Origin of the sequence: Allobrachymonas wangyanguii, from assembly GCF_045055315.1 — a bacterium.
In the GTDB taxonomy this organism is placed as follows: domain Bacteria; phylum Pseudomonadota; class Gammaproteobacteria; order Burkholderiales; family Burkholderiaceae_C; genus Brachymonas; species Brachymonas wangyanguii.
In genome coordinates, this window is sequence record NZ_CP173677.1 from 1,574,595 (window position 1) to 1,593,026 (window position 18,432).

Annotated in this window: 18 protein-coding genes, 2 pseudogenes and 1 other annotated feature; of the genes and pseudogenes, 9 read left to right on the plus strand and 11 right to left on the minus strand. The window is 60.9% G+C overall.

Annotation, left to right across the window (positions count from 1 at the left end; translation table 11 throughout):
- Positions 1–71 precede the first annotated feature (71 nt).
- From ACI3EV_RS07610 to qatD, 8 genes are all read left to right on the plus strand, one after another.
- Positions 72–551: a hypothetical protein gene (locus ACI3EV_RS07610; protein ID WP_329770327.1), complete on the plus strand. Its 480-nt coding sequence runs from the start codon at positions 72–74 to the stop codon at positions 549–551.
- A gap of 936 nt (positions 552–1,487) precedes the next feature.
- Positions 1,488–1,889 carry a hypothetical protein gene (locus ACI3EV_RS07615; RefSeq protein WP_337691374.1) on the plus strand — a complete coding sequence of 134 codons (402 nt, stop codon included), beginning with the start codon at positions 1,488–1,490 and terminating at the stop codon, positions 1,887–1,889.
- A 52-nt stretch (positions 1,890–1,941) separates the two neighbouring features.
- Positions 1,942–2,247: a helix-turn-helix transcriptional regulator gene (locus ACI3EV_RS07620; protein WP_337691375.1), complete on the plus strand. Its 306-nt coding sequence runs from the start codon at positions 1,942–1,944 to the stop codon at positions 2,245–2,247.
- Positions 2,213–3,187, plus strand: coding sequence for a reverse transcriptase family protein (locus ACI3EV_RS07625; RefSeq protein WP_337691377.1), 975 nt, complete (start codon positions 2,213–2,215; stop codon positions 3,185–3,187). Before ACI3EV_RS07620 ends, ACI3EV_RS07625 begins: the two co-directional genes overlap by 35 nt.
- A gap of 14 nt (positions 3,188–3,201) precedes the next feature.
- A complete protein-coding gene (qatA, locus tag ACI3EV_RS07630) occupies positions 3,202–5,139 on the plus strand; it encodes a Qat anti-phage system ATPase QatA (protein WP_337691379.1) in 1,938 nt (645 codons plus the stop codon).
- Positions 5,140–5,471: 332 nt separating this feature from the next.
- Positions 5,472–6,023 (plus strand): Qat anti-phage system associated protein QatB, encoded by a 552-nt coding sequence (gene qatB / locus ACI3EV_RS07635; RefSeq protein ID WP_405197979.1) that lies wholly within the window; start codon positions 5,472–5,474, stop codon positions 6,021–6,023.
- Positions 6,020–7,387: a Qat anti-phage system QueC-like protein QatC gene (gene qatC, locus ACI3EV_RS07640; RefSeq protein ID WP_337691381.1), complete on the plus strand. Its 1,368-nt coding sequence runs from the start codon at positions 6,020–6,022 to the stop codon at positions 7,385–7,387. The genes qatB and qatC overlap by 4 nt, the downstream gene beginning before the upstream one ends.
- A gap of 13 nt (positions 7,388–7,400) precedes the next feature.
- Complete coding sequence (gene qatD / locus ACI3EV_RS07645; RefSeq protein WP_337691382.1) at positions 7,401–8,150, plus strand: Qat anti-phage system TatD family nuclease QatD; 750 nt, start codon at positions 7,401–7,403, stop codon at positions 8,148–8,150.
- Between the two features lie 102 nt (positions 8,151–8,252).
- On the opposite strand, the gene ACI3EV_RS07650 is transcribed toward qatD, so the two are convergent.
- Positions 8,253–8,453: a hypothetical protein gene (locus tag ACI3EV_RS07650; protein ID WP_337691384.1), complete on the minus strand. Its 201-nt coding sequence runs from the start codon at positions 8,451–8,453 to the stop codon at positions 8,253–8,255.
- Between the two features lie 62 nt (positions 8,454–8,515).
- Positions 8,516–8,692 (minus strand): annotated as a pseudogene (locus ACI3EV_RS07655) (GIY-YIG nuclease family protein); the annotation flags it as partial.
- Positions 8,693–8,743: 51 nt separating this feature from the next.
- Here ACI3EV_RS07655 and ACI3EV_RS07660 point away from each other — a divergent pair.
- Positions 8,744–9,978 (plus strand): IS3 family transposase gene (locus ACI3EV_RS07660; protein WP_323030487.1). Its coding sequence is split into 2 segments (ribosomal slippage): positions 8,744–9,032 and positions 9,032–9,978, totalling 1,236 coding nucleotides; the frame shifts between segments, so codons are not numbered across the junction.
- Positions 9,022–9,138 (plus strand) — a sequence feature (AL1L pseudoknot). It overlaps the preceding gene by 117 nt.
- A 33-nt stretch (positions 9,979–10,011) precedes the next feature.
- Here the strand turns inward: ACI3EV_RS07660 and ACI3EV_RS07665 are convergent.
- The 9 genes and pseudogenes from ACI3EV_RS07665 to dnaX all read right to left on the minus strand — a co-directional run.
- A pseudogene (locus ACI3EV_RS07665) lies at positions 10,012–10,503 on the minus strand (sodium:solute symporter family transporter); the annotation flags it as partial.
- Positions 10,504–10,654: 151 nt separating this feature from the next.
- Complete coding sequence (gene ubiB / locus ACI3EV_RS07670) at positions 10,655–12,250, minus strand: ubiquinone biosynthesis regulatory protein kinase UbiB (protein ID WP_337691930.1); 1,596 nt, start codon at positions 12,248–12,250, stop codon at positions 10,655–10,657.
- Positions 12,247–12,825, minus strand: a complete 579-nt coding sequence (locus ACI3EV_RS07675) for a hypothetical protein (RefSeq protein ID WP_337691929.1) — start codon at positions 12,823–12,825, stop codon at positions 12,247–12,249. Before ACI3EV_RS07675 ends, ubiB begins: the two co-directional genes overlap by 4 nt.
- 92 nt (positions 12,826–12,917) lie before the next feature.
- Complete coding sequence (locus tag ACI3EV_RS07680) at positions 12,918–13,886, minus strand: TIM44-like domain-containing protein (RefSeq protein WP_337691928.1); 969 nt, start codon at positions 13,884–13,886, stop codon at positions 12,918–12,920.
- Between the two features lie 108 nt (positions 13,887–13,994).
- Positions 13,995–14,726: a bifunctional demethylmenaquinone methyltransferase/2-methoxy-6-polyprenyl-1,4-benzoquinol methylase UbiE gene (gene ubiE, locus ACI3EV_RS07685; protein ID WP_329771380.1), complete on the minus strand. Its 732-nt coding sequence runs from the start codon at positions 14,724–14,726 to the stop codon at positions 13,995–13,997.
- Positions 14,727–14,784: 58 nt separating this feature from the next.
- Positions 14,785–15,234 carry a DUF971 domain-containing protein gene (locus ACI3EV_RS07690; protein ID WP_329771381.1) on the minus strand — a complete coding sequence of 150 codons (450 nt, stop codon included), beginning with the start codon at positions 15,232–15,234 and terminating at the stop codon, positions 14,785–14,787.
- An 18-nt stretch (positions 15,235–15,252) separates the two neighbouring features.
- On the minus strand, positions 15,253–15,843 hold the full coding sequence (recR, locus tag ACI3EV_RS07695) for a recombination mediator RecR (protein ID WP_329771382.1): 591 nt from the start codon (positions 15,841–15,843) through the stop codon (positions 15,253–15,255).
- Between the two features lie 7 nt (positions 15,844–15,850).
- Positions 15,851–16,186, minus strand: coding sequence for a YbaB/EbfC family nucleoid-associated protein (locus ACI3EV_RS07700; protein WP_329771383.1), 336 nt, complete (start codon positions 16,184–16,186; stop codon positions 15,851–15,853).
- 61 nt (positions 16,187–16,247) lie between these two features.
- Positions 16,248–18,329 carry a DNA polymerase III subunit gamma/tau gene (gene dnaX, locus ACI3EV_RS07705; protein WP_337691927.1) on the minus strand — a complete coding sequence of 694 codons (2,082 nt, stop codon included), beginning with the start codon at positions 18,327–18,329 and terminating at the stop codon, positions 16,248–16,250.
- Positions 18,330–18,432 lie beyond the last annotated feature (103 nt).

Below are 18,432 nucleotides of genomic sequence, written 5' to 3' on the forward strand. Positions count from 1 at the left end.
CCATGGAGGATCGCTATACGCATGAACCTGCAATCAGGTTCTCTTTCTGTAGACGTTATGAGGCTCATGGCATGGACATCCCTTTCGATGGCGATTTTTCCTATTTTGTGACGACTCGCAAAAAAGACCTGCAACGGATAGCTTCTGGTACACGCGGTGAGTATCAACTCTCTGATGTAATCAATGAGGCCTGGTTACTCGCATCGACCATGACTCCAAAAGCTGGAGCCACTCTGGATCTCGGCAATCCTGAGCATCAGAAGCTGCTCCTCAGCTACCTGTATCAAGCACTTGTGCGATATACCGATACCCGTGTGCGCTACGCTGTCCGACTGGATCATTCCCCATATGGCGATGAGGACGACATGCACCCCATCGCCCGATCCCTTTCAGCAATCAGGGCAGCAACGTACTGGATGAGCTGCTGTACAAGGAGGAGGCCAATGAGCAGCAAAAGTTACTGGCGGAAAACGGCTCCTTGGCATCCGCTTATCTCGGATTGCTGCAGCACTTCAACAACCACATGCCAAGCGTTGCCGATCACTTGCTGATTTCCACTTCTTATGCCTACAGGCGGTGCGCAGAAGCCGCACGGATGGCGACACAGCTTCAACATATTCCAATCATTGCGCCGGAGGATAGCCAGGATATTCCTGGTCCTTGGAGAAGCTTCCGCCTGCTGCGTCAACCTGTACAGCTTGCATTTGACTTTGACGACGAGCTGTCACTCCCATCTTTATAGCCAGCATATTTTCCGAGGCTCATAAGAAACCCAGTCTAATGACTGGGTTCATAAAAAATCTAGTCCTCAACTAGAACCAGCTTCACTCCCACTCGATCGTCATTGGCTACAAAATATCTTTATATATCAACATACTAACAGTCATCCAACGATAGATGCCATGAAAAATACCATGGAGCATCAGGAGCGGCTGTGTTGACATCGTCGGAGGCACTCAACATCCCGCCTTGTGCCGCTTCTCCCGCTCGGCGTCGGCCATGTGGCACCCATTGTCACGCTGGAATTCGGTGCACGCTCGACGAGTGAGCCACTTCCAGTGCTCCAAGTGGCTTGCGACATCGGCGGGGAAGCCAGGGCGGCACTCACTGAGGACTACGCCGCCATGCCGGCGGACGAAGTGATGGTAGGAACGGAGACACCACAGGCGGCTTGGCGCGTAGCGCAATCGATCATCCCTCAGGTGGCCTGTGAACGCCATAGGCACCCAAAAATTCACCGCTGGTGAACTTTTATTGACAAATTCGCAAAACCTATGCTGTAATAGCATCGGCTAGGCGAATCGCCTAGGTACACGTTCTTTGAAGTGTTGCTCTTACCGTAAAAGCGAAAGGTCAGTGCACTGCCTGAAGTGATTCAGGCCGCTCCTTCGTCCAGTGTTGGAGATTTCGAGGTGAGGCAGGCCGGTAACGATCGGTCCGCCGTGAAGGTCCGCCCTCGCATCGTCCCGCGCACCGCAGTTAGCCAGATGCAATCTGCTAATCGCAAAGCGCAATCGGATGGCGGCAAGGACGGGGCTTCAATCACCGCGACGACTGGTGTTGGGCTTGCGCATCGAGTTGGCTCCTTTCGGCCAATCGCCTTGTTACGGGGCTTCGGCGTCGTGCCGGGTTTTAGAGGAGCATTCCAGATGGAATACCAAACTTTGAAGAACAGCATCGCAACGCTCCAAAAGCTGCGCGATGTGCATTACAGCCAACTCGATGCTGGCGCTCTGGCTGAACTGGATGACGTGTTGCGGCAACTTCGCAATGTGTCTGAAAGCTCTCAGAAGCGGGAGCACGATCTCGGGAAGCTCCTGGATCGAGCTCTGCGCGTCACTGACATCGTCATTCGCGCAGTGAGCAATCTCACTGACTGGATGAAGTGATGGAAGTGGGCCAAGACGCAGCAAGCCCAATATTTGATTACCGGAGTAGATCATGAACGTTGGACAAGCCATCAAGCTATGCCGCACCCGGCGGGGCATCTCCCAAGCTGATCTTGCGCGACAGGCTGAATGCTCGGTTTCCTATCTATCCATGCTGGAAAACAACAAGCGTGATCCAACGCTGTCCACCGTGACCAAGATCGCTCATGCGTTGCATATGCCCGTGGGCATCATCTTTTTCCTCGGCGCAGAAGGTGATGATCTGACCGGCATCGACAAGTCGCTGCAAGGAGACCTTGCGCGCACAGCACTGGAACTGCTCAATGAGTCCGTCAGCAACCAGCGCCCCCTCCTATAGCCAACGCCGCATCGGCACCCTGCACGCCCTGCATGTTGCGCTGGGAATGACGGTCAACGACCTCCTAACACTAGCAAAGCGTGCCAACAACCTTTATCGCGTCGCAAAGTCCATCACCAAACCGGACGGAAGCATCCGCAATACTTACGATGCACGGGAGCCGCTAAAGGCAGTTCATCGAAGGATCAAGAGCCAGATCCTCGATCATGTGAATTACCCAGCATACTTGACGGGGAGCATCAAAGGCTGCGATTACAAGATCAATGCCTCACGCCATGCCGGCGCTCGAATCGTCATCAACGAAGACATCAGTGGATTTTTCCCTTCCACATCGGCAGACCGCATATTCAGCATCTGGCGCGGCTTCTTCGGCTTCAGCGAGGAAGTGGCGCAATGCCTTGCACAACTCACGACCAGGCATGGTGAACTGCCCCAAGGTGCGATAACCAGTTCTTTCCTTGCCAACCTCGTGTTTTGGCAGGATGAGCCTGAGTTGTACAACAAGCTCGCAGCCCACAGTCTTGTCTACTCCCGCTATGTCGATGACATCGCCGTGTCGTCCAGAACCTTCCTGACCAACGAGGAAAAAACGGATGTGGTGCGGCAGGTTTACGGCATGTTGCTCAAGCATGGCTATCGAGCCAAACGAGCCAAGCATGAAATTGCCACATCAGGCCGCCGCATGGCCGTCACGAAGCTCGCAGTAAACAACAAGCCTGGCTTGGACAGAACCACACGCAGCAAGATTCGTGCAGTCGTCCATGCCGTTGAACGACGCATTGCGCAAGGCGAAGCGCTTTCGTTTGAGCGAGGCCCTTATGCCCAGGCGATGGGGCAAGTGCTGCATCTGGAAAGATTTCATCCTGGCGATGCAGCGCCACTAAAGAGACGACTATTGGCCCTTAAAGAGGCAGGCACAGCCCTGCCCCACTCCGAATAAAAAGGAGGAGACAAGTGATCCTGACCGACAACGAAACCAAAGTTGATCTCCTGAACAACGAGGCCATTGCCGCCACGATCATTGGGCTGCTTCGCGCGAAGCCCGACCATCCGGTGACGATCGGCGTACACGGCGACTGGGGAGCGGGCAAGTCCAGCGTGCTCGAAATGATCGAGGAGGGCTTCGCGGACAAGGACGATGTCCTATGCCTTAAATTCAATGGGTGGCGTTTTCAGGGCTTCGAAGACGCGAAGATCGCCCTAATCGAAGGGATCGTCACTGGCCTGATCGAGAAACGACCAGCGTTGAACAAGGCGGCTATAGCCGTCAAGGATGTCTTTCGCCGCATCGACTGGCTGAAGGTCGCCAAGAGAGCCGGTGGTTTGGCCTTAACCGCGTTTACGGGTATCCCGACGTCCGAGCAAATCGCAGCTATCGTGGGCTCGCTTGAAGCGCTGGTGGCGGACCCTACCAAGCTCGCAACGAAGGAAAACATCTCGACGGCTATCGATGAGGCGAAGGCCCTGCTGAAACCGGACGAGTCCAAGAATGTGCCGGAAGAAGTGGAGGCGTTCCGCAAGGCGTTCGATCAACTCCTGAAAGACGCAGGCATTATGCAACTCGTGGTCCTAATCGACGACCTCGACCGCTGCCTGCCCGACACCGCCATTGAAACGCTCGAAGCCATCCGGCTGTTCGTTTTCACCGCGCGGACGGCGTTCGTCGTCGCGGCCGACGAGGCGATGATCGAGTACGCGGTGCGCAAACACTTCCCCGATCTGCCCGACAGCACCGGCCCGCGCGACTACGCCCGCAACTATCTCGAAAAGCTCATCCAGGTTCCGTTCCGCATCCCGGCCTTGGGAGAGGCCGAGACGCGGATCTACGTCACGTTGTTGCTGACCAGCGCCGAGATTGGCGAGAACGACGCAGACTATGGGAAGCTGATCGCTGTCGCTCGGGAAAAGCTGAAGCGGCCTTGGACCAGCGGCGGTCTGGACGCAGCGACTGTCAAGGCGGCACTCGGCCAGCAGTCCGAAAAAGCGAACAATGCGCTTGCGCTCAGCGACCAGATCGGCCCCATCCTGGCCAGCGGCACGAAGGGCAACCCTCGACAGATCAAGCGCTTTCTCAACACGCTGTTGTTGCGCGAGCGCACCGCGATTGCACGCGGTTTCGGCGACGACATCAAGCTCCCCGTGCTCGCGAAGCTCATGCTCGCGGAACGCTTCATCCCGAGGTTGTTCGAGCAGATCGCGTTCGTTGCGGCGATCCATCCGCAAGGGCTGTGCGAAGACCTGGAAGCACTGGAGAGGGGTTTGGCGGCGACTGGTGACAAAGATGGTGAGCCCAAGGGGAAGACGACCAGCGGCGAGCCTCCACCCACGCCCGACAGTGCCGTGTTGAATGAGTGGAAGTCGCAGGAGCCGGTGCGCGACTGGGCTCGTCTCTCGCCGAAGCTGTCAGGGATCGACCTGCGCCCATATCTGTTCGTGACAAAGGACAAGAAGGACTACTTCGGCCCGGTGTCTGTGTTGGGGCACTTGGCTGGCGTGGTGGAGAAGCTGTTCGGGGGCAAGATGACCGTCCAAAGCTACGAGGCCGAGTTGAAGCAGCTCGTGCAGCCCGAAGCCGAGAAGGTGTTTGAGGCCGTACGCAGCAAGATCATGAGCACGGGAGCCTTCGACACCAAGCCGGCGGGTGTCGAAGGCCTCGTTGTCCTCGTGAAGGCCCAGCCCGGCCTTCAGACCCACTTGATGGATTTCCTAGAGGCACTGCCAAGCGGCAAGTGCGGGCCTTGGGCGGTCAGCGGCTGGCAGGGTGTCATCAAAGACACCGAATGCGCCACGCGCCTGACGAAGCTGCTGGGAGACTGGGGCAAGGTCACCAACAACCCCGGCCTCAAGGCAAGCGCCGAAGCAGTGCTCAGGGATCTGAAGGGAGGACGTTGATGGGAACCTCGACAGCTTACGGCGGCCCTGGCGGCGGAACACCGCTTGTTCCTTCATGGCTGGGCGACGCCGGTGGCGGTGACGCTTCTGCTGCCCCTCCGGGCAATGGGGCAGGTCCGGACGGCCAGGCGCCCGCGGATGGCACTGCGCCACCGGTGCCGCCGAACCGCCCGCCCATTCCCCGGACTGCGGACCCGCAACGCTTCGCCGGTGCTCGCTCTAACCTCACACGATTCGCGGGCTCCGGCGGTAGCGACCGGGCCAGCCTGGGCCGCGCCGTCTCAAAGTACGTCTCGACGTCCGCCGGGGGCGCGCGCCAAGCTGCCCAACGCATGGGTGCCTCTCGGGGTTCCGGCGCGCGACTCCTCGGCTTCCTGACCGATGCGCAAACGCGGGGTGTGCGCGAGGCGTTGCGAGCGCTGGACCTGGAATCGTTAGCGGGTCGCCCGATCACCGAAATTTTCGTGGGCCTGGCCGACTACATCTGTCCGGGCGCGGGAACGGTCGATGAAGGCATCGCCCGCGAGGCCTACATCGAAACCATCGTTGAACTGGCGAGCGAAGGTCTCACCGACCTTGCCACGTTCACCCCAGATCAGATGCAGGCGGTTTTCGAGTTGTATGCCACCCATGCGATCGAGGCGCGCATCTGCAACGACATTGGCACCAAGGCCGTGACCATGCCAGCGGACGCGCAGGCTGCACACCGCGTCGAGCAGCAGTTGCGCGACTTCATCCGAGGCGGGGTAAGCGACGCGGTCACTCGTGCCAGGACAGAGACACCCAATCTCACGCCCGAACGAATTCAGAGCTTCGTGGACACAGTGTACGAGTCTGCATTCGCGATCTTGCAGACCTTGGGTGATGCGGAGGCCAATCAATGAAGCGGCAACTCTTGGCTGGCCGTTTCGGCCCTGACGACCACGTTGATGTAACGGTAGGCGCCGATGAGCAGCGAACCTACCTGCAATTGGTCATCGGCGAAAAGTCCTTGGATCACGGCCTCGGTGGCGCGCTCACCACCCTGAAGAAGATCGGCGTATTCCCCTCGGAGATCGGCATCGACCTGCTGGTGCTGGCAGCTCATGTCCATGCGGCCGACACACGCATCTCTCGTGCCGAGCAGTCACAGGACTCGTGGACGCGCGAAATACGGCTGGTTGTTCCAGTCAGCGATCCAGCTCGCTGGAGCGCAGCAGCACTGACGCTGAAGAAGTCGCTTGACTTTTTGACAGGCGATCGCTGGACGATTGGCTTCAGGGCACGTCCTGCTCGTTTCGCGACGATCGCCCAGGCAGCTCCTCCGAGCCTGATCGTTCTCCCCTTTGATTCCGTCAGCCTATTTTCTGGAGGACTGGACAGCCTGATTGGCGCCATCGACCTGTTGGAGGATGGCGCCACGCCGTTACTGATCAGTCACTTTGGTGAAGGTTCAATCAGCGACGCGCAAGGCAAATTGTTCACGGGTTTGAGAAAGCAGTATGCCAAGTCGTCTTTCGAGCGGCTGCGTGTCGGCATGACCTTCAAGAAAGGCTTGGTGGCCGACGTTGGTTCGGAAGACAGCACGCGCGGCAGGTCGTTCCTGTTCTTCGCACTCGGCGTGTTCGCGGGCACTGGGCTAGGGCACCGCTTTGTACTGCGCGTACCCGAGAATGGTCTGATCGCTCTGAATGTGCCATTGGACCCTTTGCGGCTGGGCTCGAACAGCACTCGAACTACGCATCCTTACTACATGGCAAGGTGGAACGACCTACTCGGCGAACTCGGCATCAACGGCGAAGTTCAGAATCCGTACTGGGACAAGACGAAGGGCGAGATGGCCGCAGCCTGCCGCAACCCAGCCCTCTTGAAGAAGCTGGCGCCAGATTCGTTGTCGTGCTCGTCCCCCGCCAAAGCCCGATGGCTAGGGCATGGCATCGAGCACTGCGGCTACTGTCTGCCATGTCTGATCCGCCGCGCAGCGTTGGAGGCAGCATGGGGTACGGGAAGCGATCCGACGACATACACCGTACCCGACCTTCAGGCCCAGCCGTTGGATACGCGCCAAGCGACCGGAGTACAGGTTAGGTCGTTTCAGTACGCGATCGAGCGCTTGAGGGGAAAACCGCAGCTCGCAAACCTCTTGATTCACAAACCGGGCTCGCTTGCTGACGAAGCCGAGCATCTGGATGAGCTTGCCGATGTTTATCGGCGTGGCCTTGGCGAAGTTGCGCGGCTCATTGATGGCACCGAGGCGAAACCCAGTTGACGAGGATGCGTGCATGATCTCTTCAACTGGCCTCGTGGACTTCCACTGCCACCTCGATCTCTACCCGGATCATGCCGTGGCAGTTCGGGACGCGGAGGCGGCCGGCGTGTTCACGCTGGCGGTGACGACAACACCGCGCGCCTGGCCTCGCAATCACGAACTCGCGCAGCGAACGAAGCATGTTCGAGCGGCGCTGGGACTGCATCCGCAGTTGGTCGCGGAGCGTGAAAACGAAATCGAATTGTGGGATCGATACCTTGCGGAGGCGCGCTACATCGGTGAGGTCGGATTGGACGCCGGCCCCCGGTTCTTCAAGTCGCTCGATGCGCAGAAGCGCGTATTCCAGCATGTGTTGCAGCGCTGCGCTCAGGCCGGTGGGAAAATCATCACGGTCCACAGCATCAGGTCAGCCAAAGCAGTACTTGATCTTGTCGAGACGCATCTACCACCCGAGCGCGGGAAAATCGTTCTCCACTGGTTCACAGGGACAAAGAGCGAGGTGAAGCGTGCGCTGGAGTTAGGCTGCTACTTCTCGATAAATGCGGGAATGCTGAGTAACGAGCGGCACGCACCGATGGTGCAGGCAATTCCCTTGGATCGGATGCTGACGGAAACCGACGGTCCTTTCACTCGCACTGGCGATAGACCTTCGCAACCAAGCGATGTCGTAAGCGTCGTCGAGAAACTGGGCCGCTTGCACGGGCTACCTGCGAGCGATATAGCTAGCCTCATTCGCAACAACCTTCGAACGCTTCTTGGCTAGGTATCTGCGGACCTTCCGGCGCCGCATGTGTTGCATATTAGATTTGAATCCGCCATGCCATGCAACGCCAAGAAAAGTTGAACTAGCACTGTCGTATGGCGTTCAACCTCCGGTCTGGCGCCGCCTCTCCCGCTCGGCATCAGCGATGTCACCAGGCCACCTCGCCAACTCGCCATCGGCGAGGCCTGCCAGGATTTGCGGCAGGTTCATCGTTCGATACGGAGGGATCGGCAGGTCGCCGGACGGCGGGCCGTCGGTTATGAAACACGGTTCGGTTTGGTCGTCCTGGTGCAGCTTCGTCATGCTCTTTCCTCTTGGTGTTCATCCTGGTCAGCGGCCAAGGCTATTCTTGCATTTGGGCTGCCCTATACCTTCACCAGCTTCGCGGCATTAGGGTCATACACGTAGCCGGTGATACTGCCATCCTTGATGCGCGCCACAGCCTCATCGATCACGAACAGCGGAACGAGGAACCATTCCTCAGGCTGCACAGGATGACCGAAGCGATCGTTGATCGTGATGTTCAACCGCGCGGGCGCGAACTGAACCGCCCCGGGTTTGGAGGAGGCCCCAACTCTTGAGAAGATGGAGCCATGAACAAGTCCAACAAGTTTTCCCCGGAAGTGCGCGAGCGCGCTGTGCGCATGGTGCAGGAGCATCGAGCCGAGTACCCTTCGTTGTGGGCAGCTATCGAATCGATTGCGCCGAAGATTGGCTGTGTGCCGCAAACCCTGCACGATTGGGTCAAGAGAGCCGAGATCGACGCTGGCCTGCGTGCGGGTACCACGACCTCGGATGCGCGACGCATCAAGGAACTGGAGCGCGAAGTCAAGGAGCTGCGCCGTGCCAATGAGATCCTCAAAACTGCCAGTGCGTTTTTCGCGCAGGCGGAGCTCGACCGCCAGCTCAGGAAGTGAAGGCCTATATCGACCGCCACCGCGATGACTACGGGGTCGAGCCCATCTGCCGGGTGCTGCAGATGGCCCCGTCGTGTTACTGGCGCCATGCGGCCCGGCAACGCAACCCGCAACTGCGCAGCGCACGTGCCCAGCATGACGACCATTTGAAAGCCGACATCCAGCGCGTGTGGCATGCCAACTGGCAGGTCTATGGCGCCGACAAGGTCTGGCTGCAGATGAACCGCGAGGGCATCCGGGTGGCGCGGTGCACAGTCGAGCGGCTGATGCGTACCATGGGCTTGCAAGGGGCACGCAGAGGCAAGACGATGCGCACCACCACGCCGGACACATCAGTGCCGTGCCCGCTGGACCATGTCAACCGGCTGTTTAAGGCCAGCCGGCCCAACGAGCTGTGGGTGTCGGACTTCACGTACGTCAGCACCTGGCAGGGCTGGCTGTACGTGGCCTTCGTGGTGGATGTGTACGCCCGGCGCATCGTGGGCTGGCGTGTCAGCCGCAGCATGCACACGGACTTTGTGCTCGATGCGCTGGAACAGGCCCTGTATGAGCGCCAGCCAGCAGCGCATGCCTTGACGCACCACAGCGACAGGGGCAGCCAGTACGTCAGCATCCGTTACACCGAGCGGCTGGGCCTGGCAGGTATCCAGCCATCAGTGGGAAGCAAAGGCGACAGCTACGACAACGCGCTGGCCGAGACCATCAACGGGCTATACAAGGCCGAACTGATTCATCGCCGGGGCCCCTGGAAGACCAGGGAAGCCGTGGAACTGGCGACCCTGCAATGGGTGCACTGGTTCAACCACGTCCGACTGCTCACGCCGATCGGGGGTATCCCGCCGGCAGAAGCTGAGGCAAACTACTGGAGGCAACTTGCCGACAGCAACACCTTGGCAGAGGTGTCCACTTAAACCAACCAGCCTCCTCGAAACCCGGGGCGGTTCATAGGCCAGGATGGACACCATGCCCAGCGCCATGCCCCAGGGCACCGAAATCAGGTCGTTCGACAACAGGTTGAACACCAGACCCAGCGCCACCACCTGCGCCGAGACCCAGCCCAGGTAGCTGATCATGATCAGGATCGAGCAGAACACCTCGACAAAGGTGCCGTAACGTACCTTGTAGTAGTCGCTGATGGTCAGCAGATCCATCTTGTACAGGCGCGCAGCAAAGAACACGCCAACCAGGATCAGGCACATGCCGGCGCCAAACGGGTCTTCCACGATGCCGCCCATGCCGTCCTGCATGAACTTGGCCGGAATCCCCAGCACCAGCTCGGAGCCGAACCAGGTGGCAAAGGTCAGCGTGATGATCATGGTCAGCGGCAGGTTGCGGCCGGCCACGGCAAAGTCGGCCGTGTTCTTCACGCGGCGCGCGGCATACAGGCCAATGCCGATGGTCACCGCCAGGTACAAAAAGACAAGAAAAAGCAGCATGTAGTTATCCCTCAGACGTCAGGCCTGATTTCCATGCTGCGCATTATCCGGGCAAAGAAAGGTCCGGACAGGCAGAAACCAGTCCGGACCGTGGTCAGTGGTGCATTCATGCTGCCAACTGCAGCATATTTGCGACAGTTGTCGCGGCCGCTTACAGGCGGAAAATCAGGCCCAGGTGCGGCAGGAGCTGCATCACCAGCAGGCCCAGTCCAAAGCCGATCGCGCCGTACAGCACTGCCTGCAGCAGGCGATTGGTCTGGCGCTGCTCCTTCAGCAGAGCGAGCAGCTCTTTCTGCTGTTGCTGCAGGGCCTGCTGTTGCGCCGGCTTGCCCTGCTCGCGCAGGAAGCGGCTCAGCAGCACCGGCAGCTCGGGCAGCAGGCGTGCGTACGACGGGGCTTCGCGCTTGAGCTCCTCGATGAAACGCTTCGGCCCCATCTGCTCCATCATCCACTTTTCAAGGAAGGGCTTGGCGGTACTCCACAGGTCCAGGTTCGGATCCATGTCGCGGCCCAGACCTTCGACGTTGAGCAGCGTCTTCTGCAGCAGCGTCAGCTGCGGCTGGATCTCCACCTGGAAACGGCGCGAGGTCTGGAACAGGCGCATCAGCACCATGCCCAGCGAAATCTCGCTCAGCGGACGGTCAAAGTACGGCTCGCAGACGCCGCGCACGGCAGCTTCCAGCTCGTCGATACGCGTCGTGGCGGGAGCCCAGCCACTTTCCACGTGCAACTCGGCCACACGCTTGTAGTCACGGCGGAAAAAGGCAGTGAAGTTCTGCGCCAGGTATTCCTTGTCGTACTCGGTCAGTGTGCCAACGATGCCAAAGTCCAGCAGGATGAAGCGGCCAAACGTGGCCGGCTCGACACTGACCAGCAGGTTGCCCGGGTGCATGTCAGCATGGAAGAAACCGTCACGGAACACCTGCGTGAAGAAGATGTTGACGCCATCACGTGCCAGCTTCGGAATGTCCACGCCCAGCTCGCGCAGGCGCTCGGTCTGGCTCACCGGAATGCCACGCATGCGCTCCATCACCAGCACATCCTGCGTGATGCATTCCCAGTACATCTCCGGAATCAGCACCAGATCCAGGCCTTCCATGTTGCGGCGCAGCTGTGCCGCATTGGCCGCCTCGCGCACCAGATCCAGCTCGTCGTGCAGGTACTTGTCGAATTCGGCCACGACCTCGCGCGGCTTCAGCCGGCGCCCGTCCTCGTTCAGGCGCTCGACCCAGCCGGCCATCATGCGCATCAGGCTCAGGTCCTTGCCGATCACCTGGTGCATGCCCGGACGCAGCACCTTGACCGCGACTTCGCGTTCCACGCCATGGCGATCGCGCATGCGGGCAAAGTGCACTTGCGCAATCGAGGCGCTGGCCACCGGCTCACGTTCGAACTCGGTGAACAGCACGTTGATCGGCTTGCGCAGCGAACGCTCGATGATGGCCACCGATTGCTCGGCCGGGAACGGTTCGACCTGGTCCTGCAGCAGGGCCAGCTCATTCGCAATATCTGGCGGCAGCAGGTCGCGCCGCGTTGACAGCACCTGGCCGAACTTGACGAAGATCGGGCCCAGCGTCTGCAGCGCCATGCGCAGGCGCACGCCGCGCGGCTGTTCCAGCTTGCGCCCCACGGTGAGCACGCGCGACACCATGCGCAAGCCCTTGTGCGGCACGCTGGTCAGCAGCAGCTCATCCAGACCGTAGCGGAAAAAGACCCAGATGATGTACAGGCCACGTGCAAATTTCATTGCCCGCCGCCCTGCTTCGGTGTATCAGCAGCATCAGCACCCGGCACCACCTTGCCGATCATGCCACGTGCCGCATCGGCCACGCTGCGGCCCACGCGCGCCAGCGTATGTGCCGGCACATCACCGATCACGCGCGCCAGATCTTCCTCGACGTCCCAGCGCAGATGATCCGCCATCCAGTTGATCTCGGCGGCCAGTTGTACATCGCCTTCGATGCGCACCGCCGGCTTGCCGCCCTGGATCGCGGTCCTGGCCAGATCCAGCGGTGAACCCTGATCGACAGTAATCACCAGGTCGGGCGAACCAGCAGTATCAGCCAGGTCGAACAAGCCGGCCGGCGTGATCTGCAGGCGCATGTCGAACTGGCGCCACTGGGCCAGCACGATGCGGCCTTTCTGGCGCAGCAGGCGCTGCTGCGCTTCAGGCTCCTGCATCACGACATGGTTGAGCACCAGCACGACGCGGCGCTGCAGCTCATTCACCAGGCCTTCAGGCAGGGAAGACTTGTCCAGCAGGCCGGACGCGGAATCGGCCAGACGGCCAAGAAAGGAAAAGGGGGACTGTGGTGTTTCCATAGTCCCCCATTCTCCCTGATTTTGATGGCAGCTGCCGCCTCGGGCGTGCTGCCGTGTCACAAACCGTGGCCTTGCGCCACGATCCGGACCATTTACTGCATCGACTGGATGCCAGCCACCAGCCAGCCGCTCTGGCCGGACTTGGATTTGCTCATGTTCCAGACTTCGCGGAACGGGCTCAGGCCGGAATCATCCTCGTTCACCATACCGGAGAACTCGACGCTGGCCAGGTAGTCGTCAGCGGTTTCCTCGATACCCAGCAGCTGGGCGTCCAGCTTCTCGACCACGGTCTTGCTGGTACGGCCTTCCGCTTCACGCTCGGCCAGTTGCTGGCGCACTTCAGCCAGCATCTCGTCAGTCATCATGGCGCGCAGGCTGCTGGCATCGGCACGATCCCAGGCGTCCTGCAGCGTGTTGAAGTTGCGCTTGGCAGCGGTCAGGAAACCGTCGATGTCAAAACCGGCCGGCACGCCCCAGTTCTGCGAACCAGACAGAGCCGAACCGATCATGCTGCCACCAGCGGCCGGCTGGCTGGCCTGGAAATTGCTACCCTGGCTTTCCCACGGGCGGGCCGAGGCGTCATTGCCGACGTTCTTCGGGTTGTAGCTGCGCGGTGCCTGGGCGGCACCCTGGTAGGCCAGGTCCTGGGCCGGACGGGCAGCCGGTGCCGCATTGCGGCGGAACAGGCGCCACAGCACCACGGCGGCCATCACCGCCAGCAGGATCAGCATCACGTTGGCCAGGCCTTCGCCAAAGCCCAGCGCATTCGCCAGCCAGGCCAGGCCCAGACCAGCGGCCAGGCCGCCCAGCATGCCAGCCCACGGACGCTTGGGCGCCGCATTGGCAGCCGGTGCCGTCTGGTTGGCCTGGCGGCCAGGCTGTTGCGCCTGCTGCGTGGCCGTACCCTGCGCAGCGCCGCCCGGAGGCGTGGTGGACTGCTGCTGCGTCACGTTGGAAGACTGGCGTCCCATGGACTTGCCACCGCCCATGCGCTTGGCTTCGGCGTGAACACTGGTCAGGGCCAGCGTCAGTGCCAGCAGGATGGTCGGTAGTCGTCGCATAAAGGGATCTCCTGATAATGAAAATAGCGTGATTGATTATGAAGCAAATGGGGTCCCAAGACCCCATTTGCAAGCGATATCAATGTAAATTGTGGTCTATGGACTGCATCAGCACTTGATGCCAACGTGCAGCGCCACGACACCGGCCGTCATGTTGTGGTAGTCCACATGGCCAAAGCCGGCCTGCTTCATCAGCGCCTTGAGTTCTTCCTGGCCCGGGTGCATGCGGATCGATTCCGCCAGGTAGCGGTAGCTTTCCGCATCGCCGGCCACCATGCTACCCATGCGCGGCAACACGTTGAAGCTGTACCAGTCGTAGACTTTTTCCAGCGGCTTGGCCACGCGCGAGAACTCCAGCACCAGCAGCTTGCCGCCCGGCTTGAGCACGCGGTTCATTTCCTTGAGCGCCGCGTCCTTGTGCGTCATGTTGCGCAGGCCAAAAGCCACGCTGACCAGATCGAAATGGCCATCGGGAAACGGCAGCTTCTCTGCATCACACACTACCGTCGGCAGCACCAGACCCTTGTTCAGCAGGCGCTCGCGGCCAGTGCTGAGCATGGCGTAGTTGATATCGGTATGCACCACCTGGCCGGTCTTGCCAACCTTCTTGGCAAAGGCCAGCGACAGGTCACCGGTACCGCCGGCAATGTCGAGCGCGCGATCGCCCTCTTTCAGGTTGGCCACCATCACGGTATAGGCCTTCCAGGCACGGTGCAGTCCACCCGACATCAGGTCGTTCATGATGTCGTACTTGGACGCAACGGAGTCGAACACCCCGCGCACGCGCTTGGCCTTGTCTTGTTCGTCGACGGTCTGGAATCCGAAATGGGTCTGGCTCATGGCTGGCTACTGCAAATGGGGCTCACGGGGAGCGGAACCCCCATTCTAGCCGCCCAGCTCAGTGCTTGCTGCCGCAGCCGCCCGATCCGCAACCGCCACCCTGGCCGGATCGCGCTACCACCTGCTCATGCGGCAACAGGTCACGCGAAGCGCCCGCCTTGGCCAGACGCTCTTCATAGTCCTGCCACAAGGCCTGCTGCTCGTTGCCGAGCTTGTAGAGGTAATCCCAGGAGTAGATGCCGCTGTCGTGGCCATCACTGAAACGCGGCTGGATCGCGTAGTGCCCGACCGGTGTCAGGTCCACGATCTCGACCAGGCGCTTGCCGGTCTGCAGGACTTCCTGGCCTTCGCCATGGCCCTTGACCTCGGCCGACGGGGAATACACGCGCAGCAATTCAAACGGCAGCAGAAACTGCTTGCCGTCATCAAAACTCACTTCCAGCTGGCGCGATTGGGTATGTACGGTAATGCCGGTGGGATGCGGGGTATCGGGGCTCAGTCCAGCCATGGGTCGTCCTTGTCAGTATCAGCGCCGGTCACTCAGCGCATAGGCAATGGTACCCAGATCGACATACTCCAGCTCGCTGCCTACCGGAACCCCGCGTGACAGTCGGGTCACCTGCACGCCACGCGTCTTCAGCAGCTCAGTCAGCACATGTGCCGTGGCCTCGCCTTCGGCGGTGAAATTGGTCGCCAGGATCACTTCCTTGACCTGGCCCTCTTCCACCCGCTGCAACAGGCGTCCCAGCCCGATATCCTTCGGGCCGATACCGTCCAGCGGACTGAGCTTGCCCATCAGCACGAAATACAGGCCGCGGTAGGCCTGGGTGCGCTCCAGCGCCGACTGGTCTGCCGGCGTTTCGACCACGCACAGCAAGCCCGAATCGCGTGTCGGATCCTGGCAGGTGCTGCAGATCTCCTGCTCGGTGAAGGTATTGCACAAGCGGCAATGGTGCACGCTCTGGCAGGCATGCTGCAGCGCCTGCGCCAGCTGCTCGGCACCGGACCGGTCATGCTGCAGCAGGTGAAAGGCCATGCGCGAGGCCGAACGCACACCCACGCCGGGCAGGCGTCGCAAGGCCTCGATCAGGGCGTCCAGCGCATGGGCCTGGCTCACGGCGCGATCAGAACGGGAACTTCATGCCGGCGGGCATACCCGGCATGCCGGCTGGCATCAGCTTGGACATTTTTTCGGAGCTGACTTCCTCAGCCTTGCGTACGGCAGCGTTGAAGGCGGCGGCAACCAGGTCTTCCAGCATTTCCTTGTCGTCATCCAGCAGGCTGGGATCAATCTCGACGCGCTTGACGTCGTGCTTGCAGGTCATGGTGACCTTGACCAGGCCGGCGCCGGATTCGGCCGTCACTTCGACGTTGGCCAGTTCGTCCTGTGCCTTCTTCAGGTTGTCCTGCATGGCTTGCGCCTGCTTCATCAGGCCGGCGAGTTGTCCTTTGTTGAACATGGTGTTTCCTTTGCTTGTCAGGGTAGCCCTGCGACCAGGGCCGATTCAGGGGATTCGGGATTCAGGCAGCCGGATCAACCGGATCCGCTGCCGCGGTCTCCAGCAGCTGCACGCTGCCGGGCACGATCTGGGCCTCCATCTGCTGCACCATCTGCTGCACGAAGGGGTGGCTGCCGAACAGCTGCTCGGCATGCTGGCGCTGCTCTTCGCGCGTCTGCGTAATGCGCATGGCCGGGCTGTCAACGACACGCCCCAGCACTACTTGCAGCAGCACCGGATATCCGATATCAGCCAGCGCCTGCTCCAGACGCTTGCGGCTGGGCTCATGCTGCAGGGTTTCGGATTCGACACGCAGCGTCCAGAGCGCCTGGCCGCCTTCATTCTGCGCCTGTTCCAGCAACTGCGACTGCAGCAACAGCTCGCGCGTAAAGGCCGTGACCAGGCCCTGCTGCACGATTTGCGTGGCCAGCTGGCTCCACAGATCGCCATACTCGGTCGGCAACAGGCGTCGTGCTTCGACGACCTTCGCCTCATCCGGCACAGCCAGTTCGGCACGCGGCGGCGTCATGCTGCGCACCGGCAGGCGCATCAGGTCTTCCGCTGGCACAGCGGCTGCTGCCGGTTTGGGCGTCTCTGCCACGGTCGCTGCAGCGGGCGCGGGCGCCACGGCCACAGCAACTTCCGCTTCAGGCATGACCATGTCAGCGGCTGGCGGGATATCCTCCCAGGGCGGGATACTGGCCGGTGGGGGCACGGCTACGGGTACTTTTGCCACGACCGCTTCAACATCTGGCGTGCCAGCAGCAGCCACAGGTTCGGATCGTACCGGTGCAACAGGTGCTTCTGTCGGCGCAGGCGTTGCAGAGCTGACGGTCTGCGCGCCCTGGCCGGCTGGCGGTATGGCGGCCGCAGGTGGATGATCCGGTGCGGTGGGAGCCAGCGGCGCGGCCTGCGCTGGAGCCGGTGCAGGCTCAGTCGTGTTCAGTGTTTTTTTTTCAGCGCCGGCCGCAGCCACAGGCTGGGCCGCCGCCGTGGGCTTGAACGCCAGCAGGCGCAGCAGCACCATCACCAGCGCCGCATATTCATCGGGCGCCAGGCCCAACTCCTGCCTGCCTTGCAGGCAGATGCTGTACAGCAGCTGGGTTTCATCTGCCGGCATCAGGATGGCCAGACGGCGGATCTCTTCTTCGTCCGGATGGGACTGGCCAGCGGCATCGGGCACCATCTGGTACACCGCCATGCGCTGCAGCACCTGTGTCATGTCCTCCAGCGCATGCGCGGCTGAGAGGCCATGCGTCTGCAAGGTCTTGACCAGTTCCAGCAATTGTGCCGGCTGCGCCAGCGCCAGTGCCTCGATCATGCGATGCACATAGCTGGAATCGACACTGCCCAGCATCTGGCGAATGGATTCGGTACGCAGGCCACCCGCACCATCCTGGCCGCTGCTGAAGGCAATCGCCTGGTCGGTCAGCGACAGCGCATCGCGCATGGAGCCACGCGCCGCGCGTGACAGCAGATGCAGCGCGCCCGGCTCGGCTGCAATGCCTTCGGAGCCCAACACGTGCTCCAGATGGGCGAACACAGTTTCCGGCACCATCGGTCGCAGGTTGAACTGCAGGCAGCGGCTCAGCACCGTGACCGGCACCTTTTGCGGATCGGTGGTGGCCAATACGAACTTGAGGTATTCCGGCGGCTCTTCTAGTGTCTTCAGCATGGCGTTGAAGGCGGTGTTGGTGAGCATGTGCACTTCGTCGATCATGAAGACCTTGAAGCGACCCTGCACCGGCTTGTAGATCGCCTGTTCAAGCAGGCCCTGCACTTCGTCCACGCCGCGGTTGGACGCCGCGTCCAGTTCGATGTAATCGACAAAGCGGCCGGCATCGATCTCGGTGCAGGCCTGGCAAACGCCACACGGTTCGGCCGTGACCTGGCCGTTGCCATCCGGCCCGGTGCAGTTGAGCGACTTGGCCAGGATGCGCGATACCGTGGTCTTGCCGACACCACGCGTGCCGGTGAACATGTAGGCATGGTGCAGGCGCTGCGTGTTCAGCGCATTGGTCAGCGCCTGCACCACGTGCTCCTGCCCCACCATTTCGAGGAAGCTGCGCGGACGGTATTTGCGGGCGAGGACCAGATAAGACATGGTGCTATTCTACCTGCGACCAGCGCCGCAGGAAGCGATGCAAAGTCGGTAACAGGAATGACACGTTTCCGGATTTCCGGCAAATTTGCATAAAAAAATACCA

What these genes read in the sequence shown, in the direction of transcription:
- ACI3EV_RS07615 (WP_337691374.1), top strand. Translation starts at nt 1,488, where the DNA reads ATGCAATCTGCTAATCGCAAAGCGCAATCGGATGGCGGCAAGGACGGG.
- ACI3EV_RS07610 (WP_329770327.1), top strand. Translation starts at nt 72, where the DNA reads ATGGACATCCCTTTCGATGGCGATTTTTCCTATTTTGTGACGACTCGC.
- ACI3EV_RS07625 (WP_337691377.1), top strand. Translation starts at nt 2,213, where the DNA reads ATGAGTCCGTCAGCAACCAGCGCCCCCTCCTATAGCCAACGCCGCATC.
- ACI3EV_RS07675 (WP_337691929.1), bottom strand. Translation starts at nt 12,825, where the DNA reads ATGGAAACACCACAGTCCCCCTTTTCCTTTCTTGGCCGTCTGGCCGAT.
- ubiB (WP_337691930.1), bottom strand. Translation starts at nt 12,250, where the DNA reads ATGAAATTTGCACGTGGCCTGTACATCATCTGGGTCTTTTTCCGCTAC.
- ACI3EV_RS07680 (WP_337691928.1), bottom strand. Translation starts at nt 13,886, where the DNA reads ATGCGACGACTACCGACCATCCTGCTGGCACTGACGCTGGCCCTGACC.
- dnaX (WP_337691927.1), bottom strand. Translation starts at nt 18,329, where the DNA reads ATGTCTTATCTGGTCCTCGCCCGCAAATACCGTCCGCGCAGCTTCCTC.
- ubiE (WP_329771380.1), bottom strand. Translation starts at nt 14,726, where the DNA reads ATGAGCCAGACCCATTTCGGATTCCAGACCGTCGACGAACAAGACAAG.
- ACI3EV_RS07620 (WP_337691375.1), top strand. Translation starts at nt 1,942, where the DNA reads ATGAACGTTGGACAAGCCATCAAGCTATGCCGCACCCGGCGGGGCATC.
- qatC (WP_337691381.1), top strand. Translation starts at nt 6,020, where the DNA reads ATGAAGCGGCAACTCTTGGCTGGCCGTTTCGGCCCTGACGACCACGTT.
- ACI3EV_RS07690 (WP_329771381.1), bottom strand. Translation starts at nt 15,234, where the DNA reads ATGGCTGGACTGAGCCCCGATACCCCGCATCCCACCGGCATTACCGTA.
- qatB (WP_405197979.1), top strand. Translation starts at nt 5,472, where the DNA reads ATGGGTGCCTCTCGGGGTTCCGGCGCGCGACTCCTCGGCTTCCTGACC.
- ACI3EV_RS07700 (WP_329771383.1), bottom strand. Translation starts at nt 16,186, where the DNA reads ATGTTCAACAAAGGACAACTCGCCGGCCTGATGAAGCAGGCGCAAGCC.
- ACI3EV_RS07650 (WP_337691384.1), bottom strand. Translation starts at nt 8,453, where the DNA reads ATGACGAAGCTGCACCAGGACGACCAAACCGAACCGTGTTTCATAACC.
- qatD (WP_337691382.1), top strand. Translation starts at nt 7,401, where the DNA reads ATGATCTCTTCAACTGGCCTCGTGGACTTCCACTGCCACCTCGATCTC.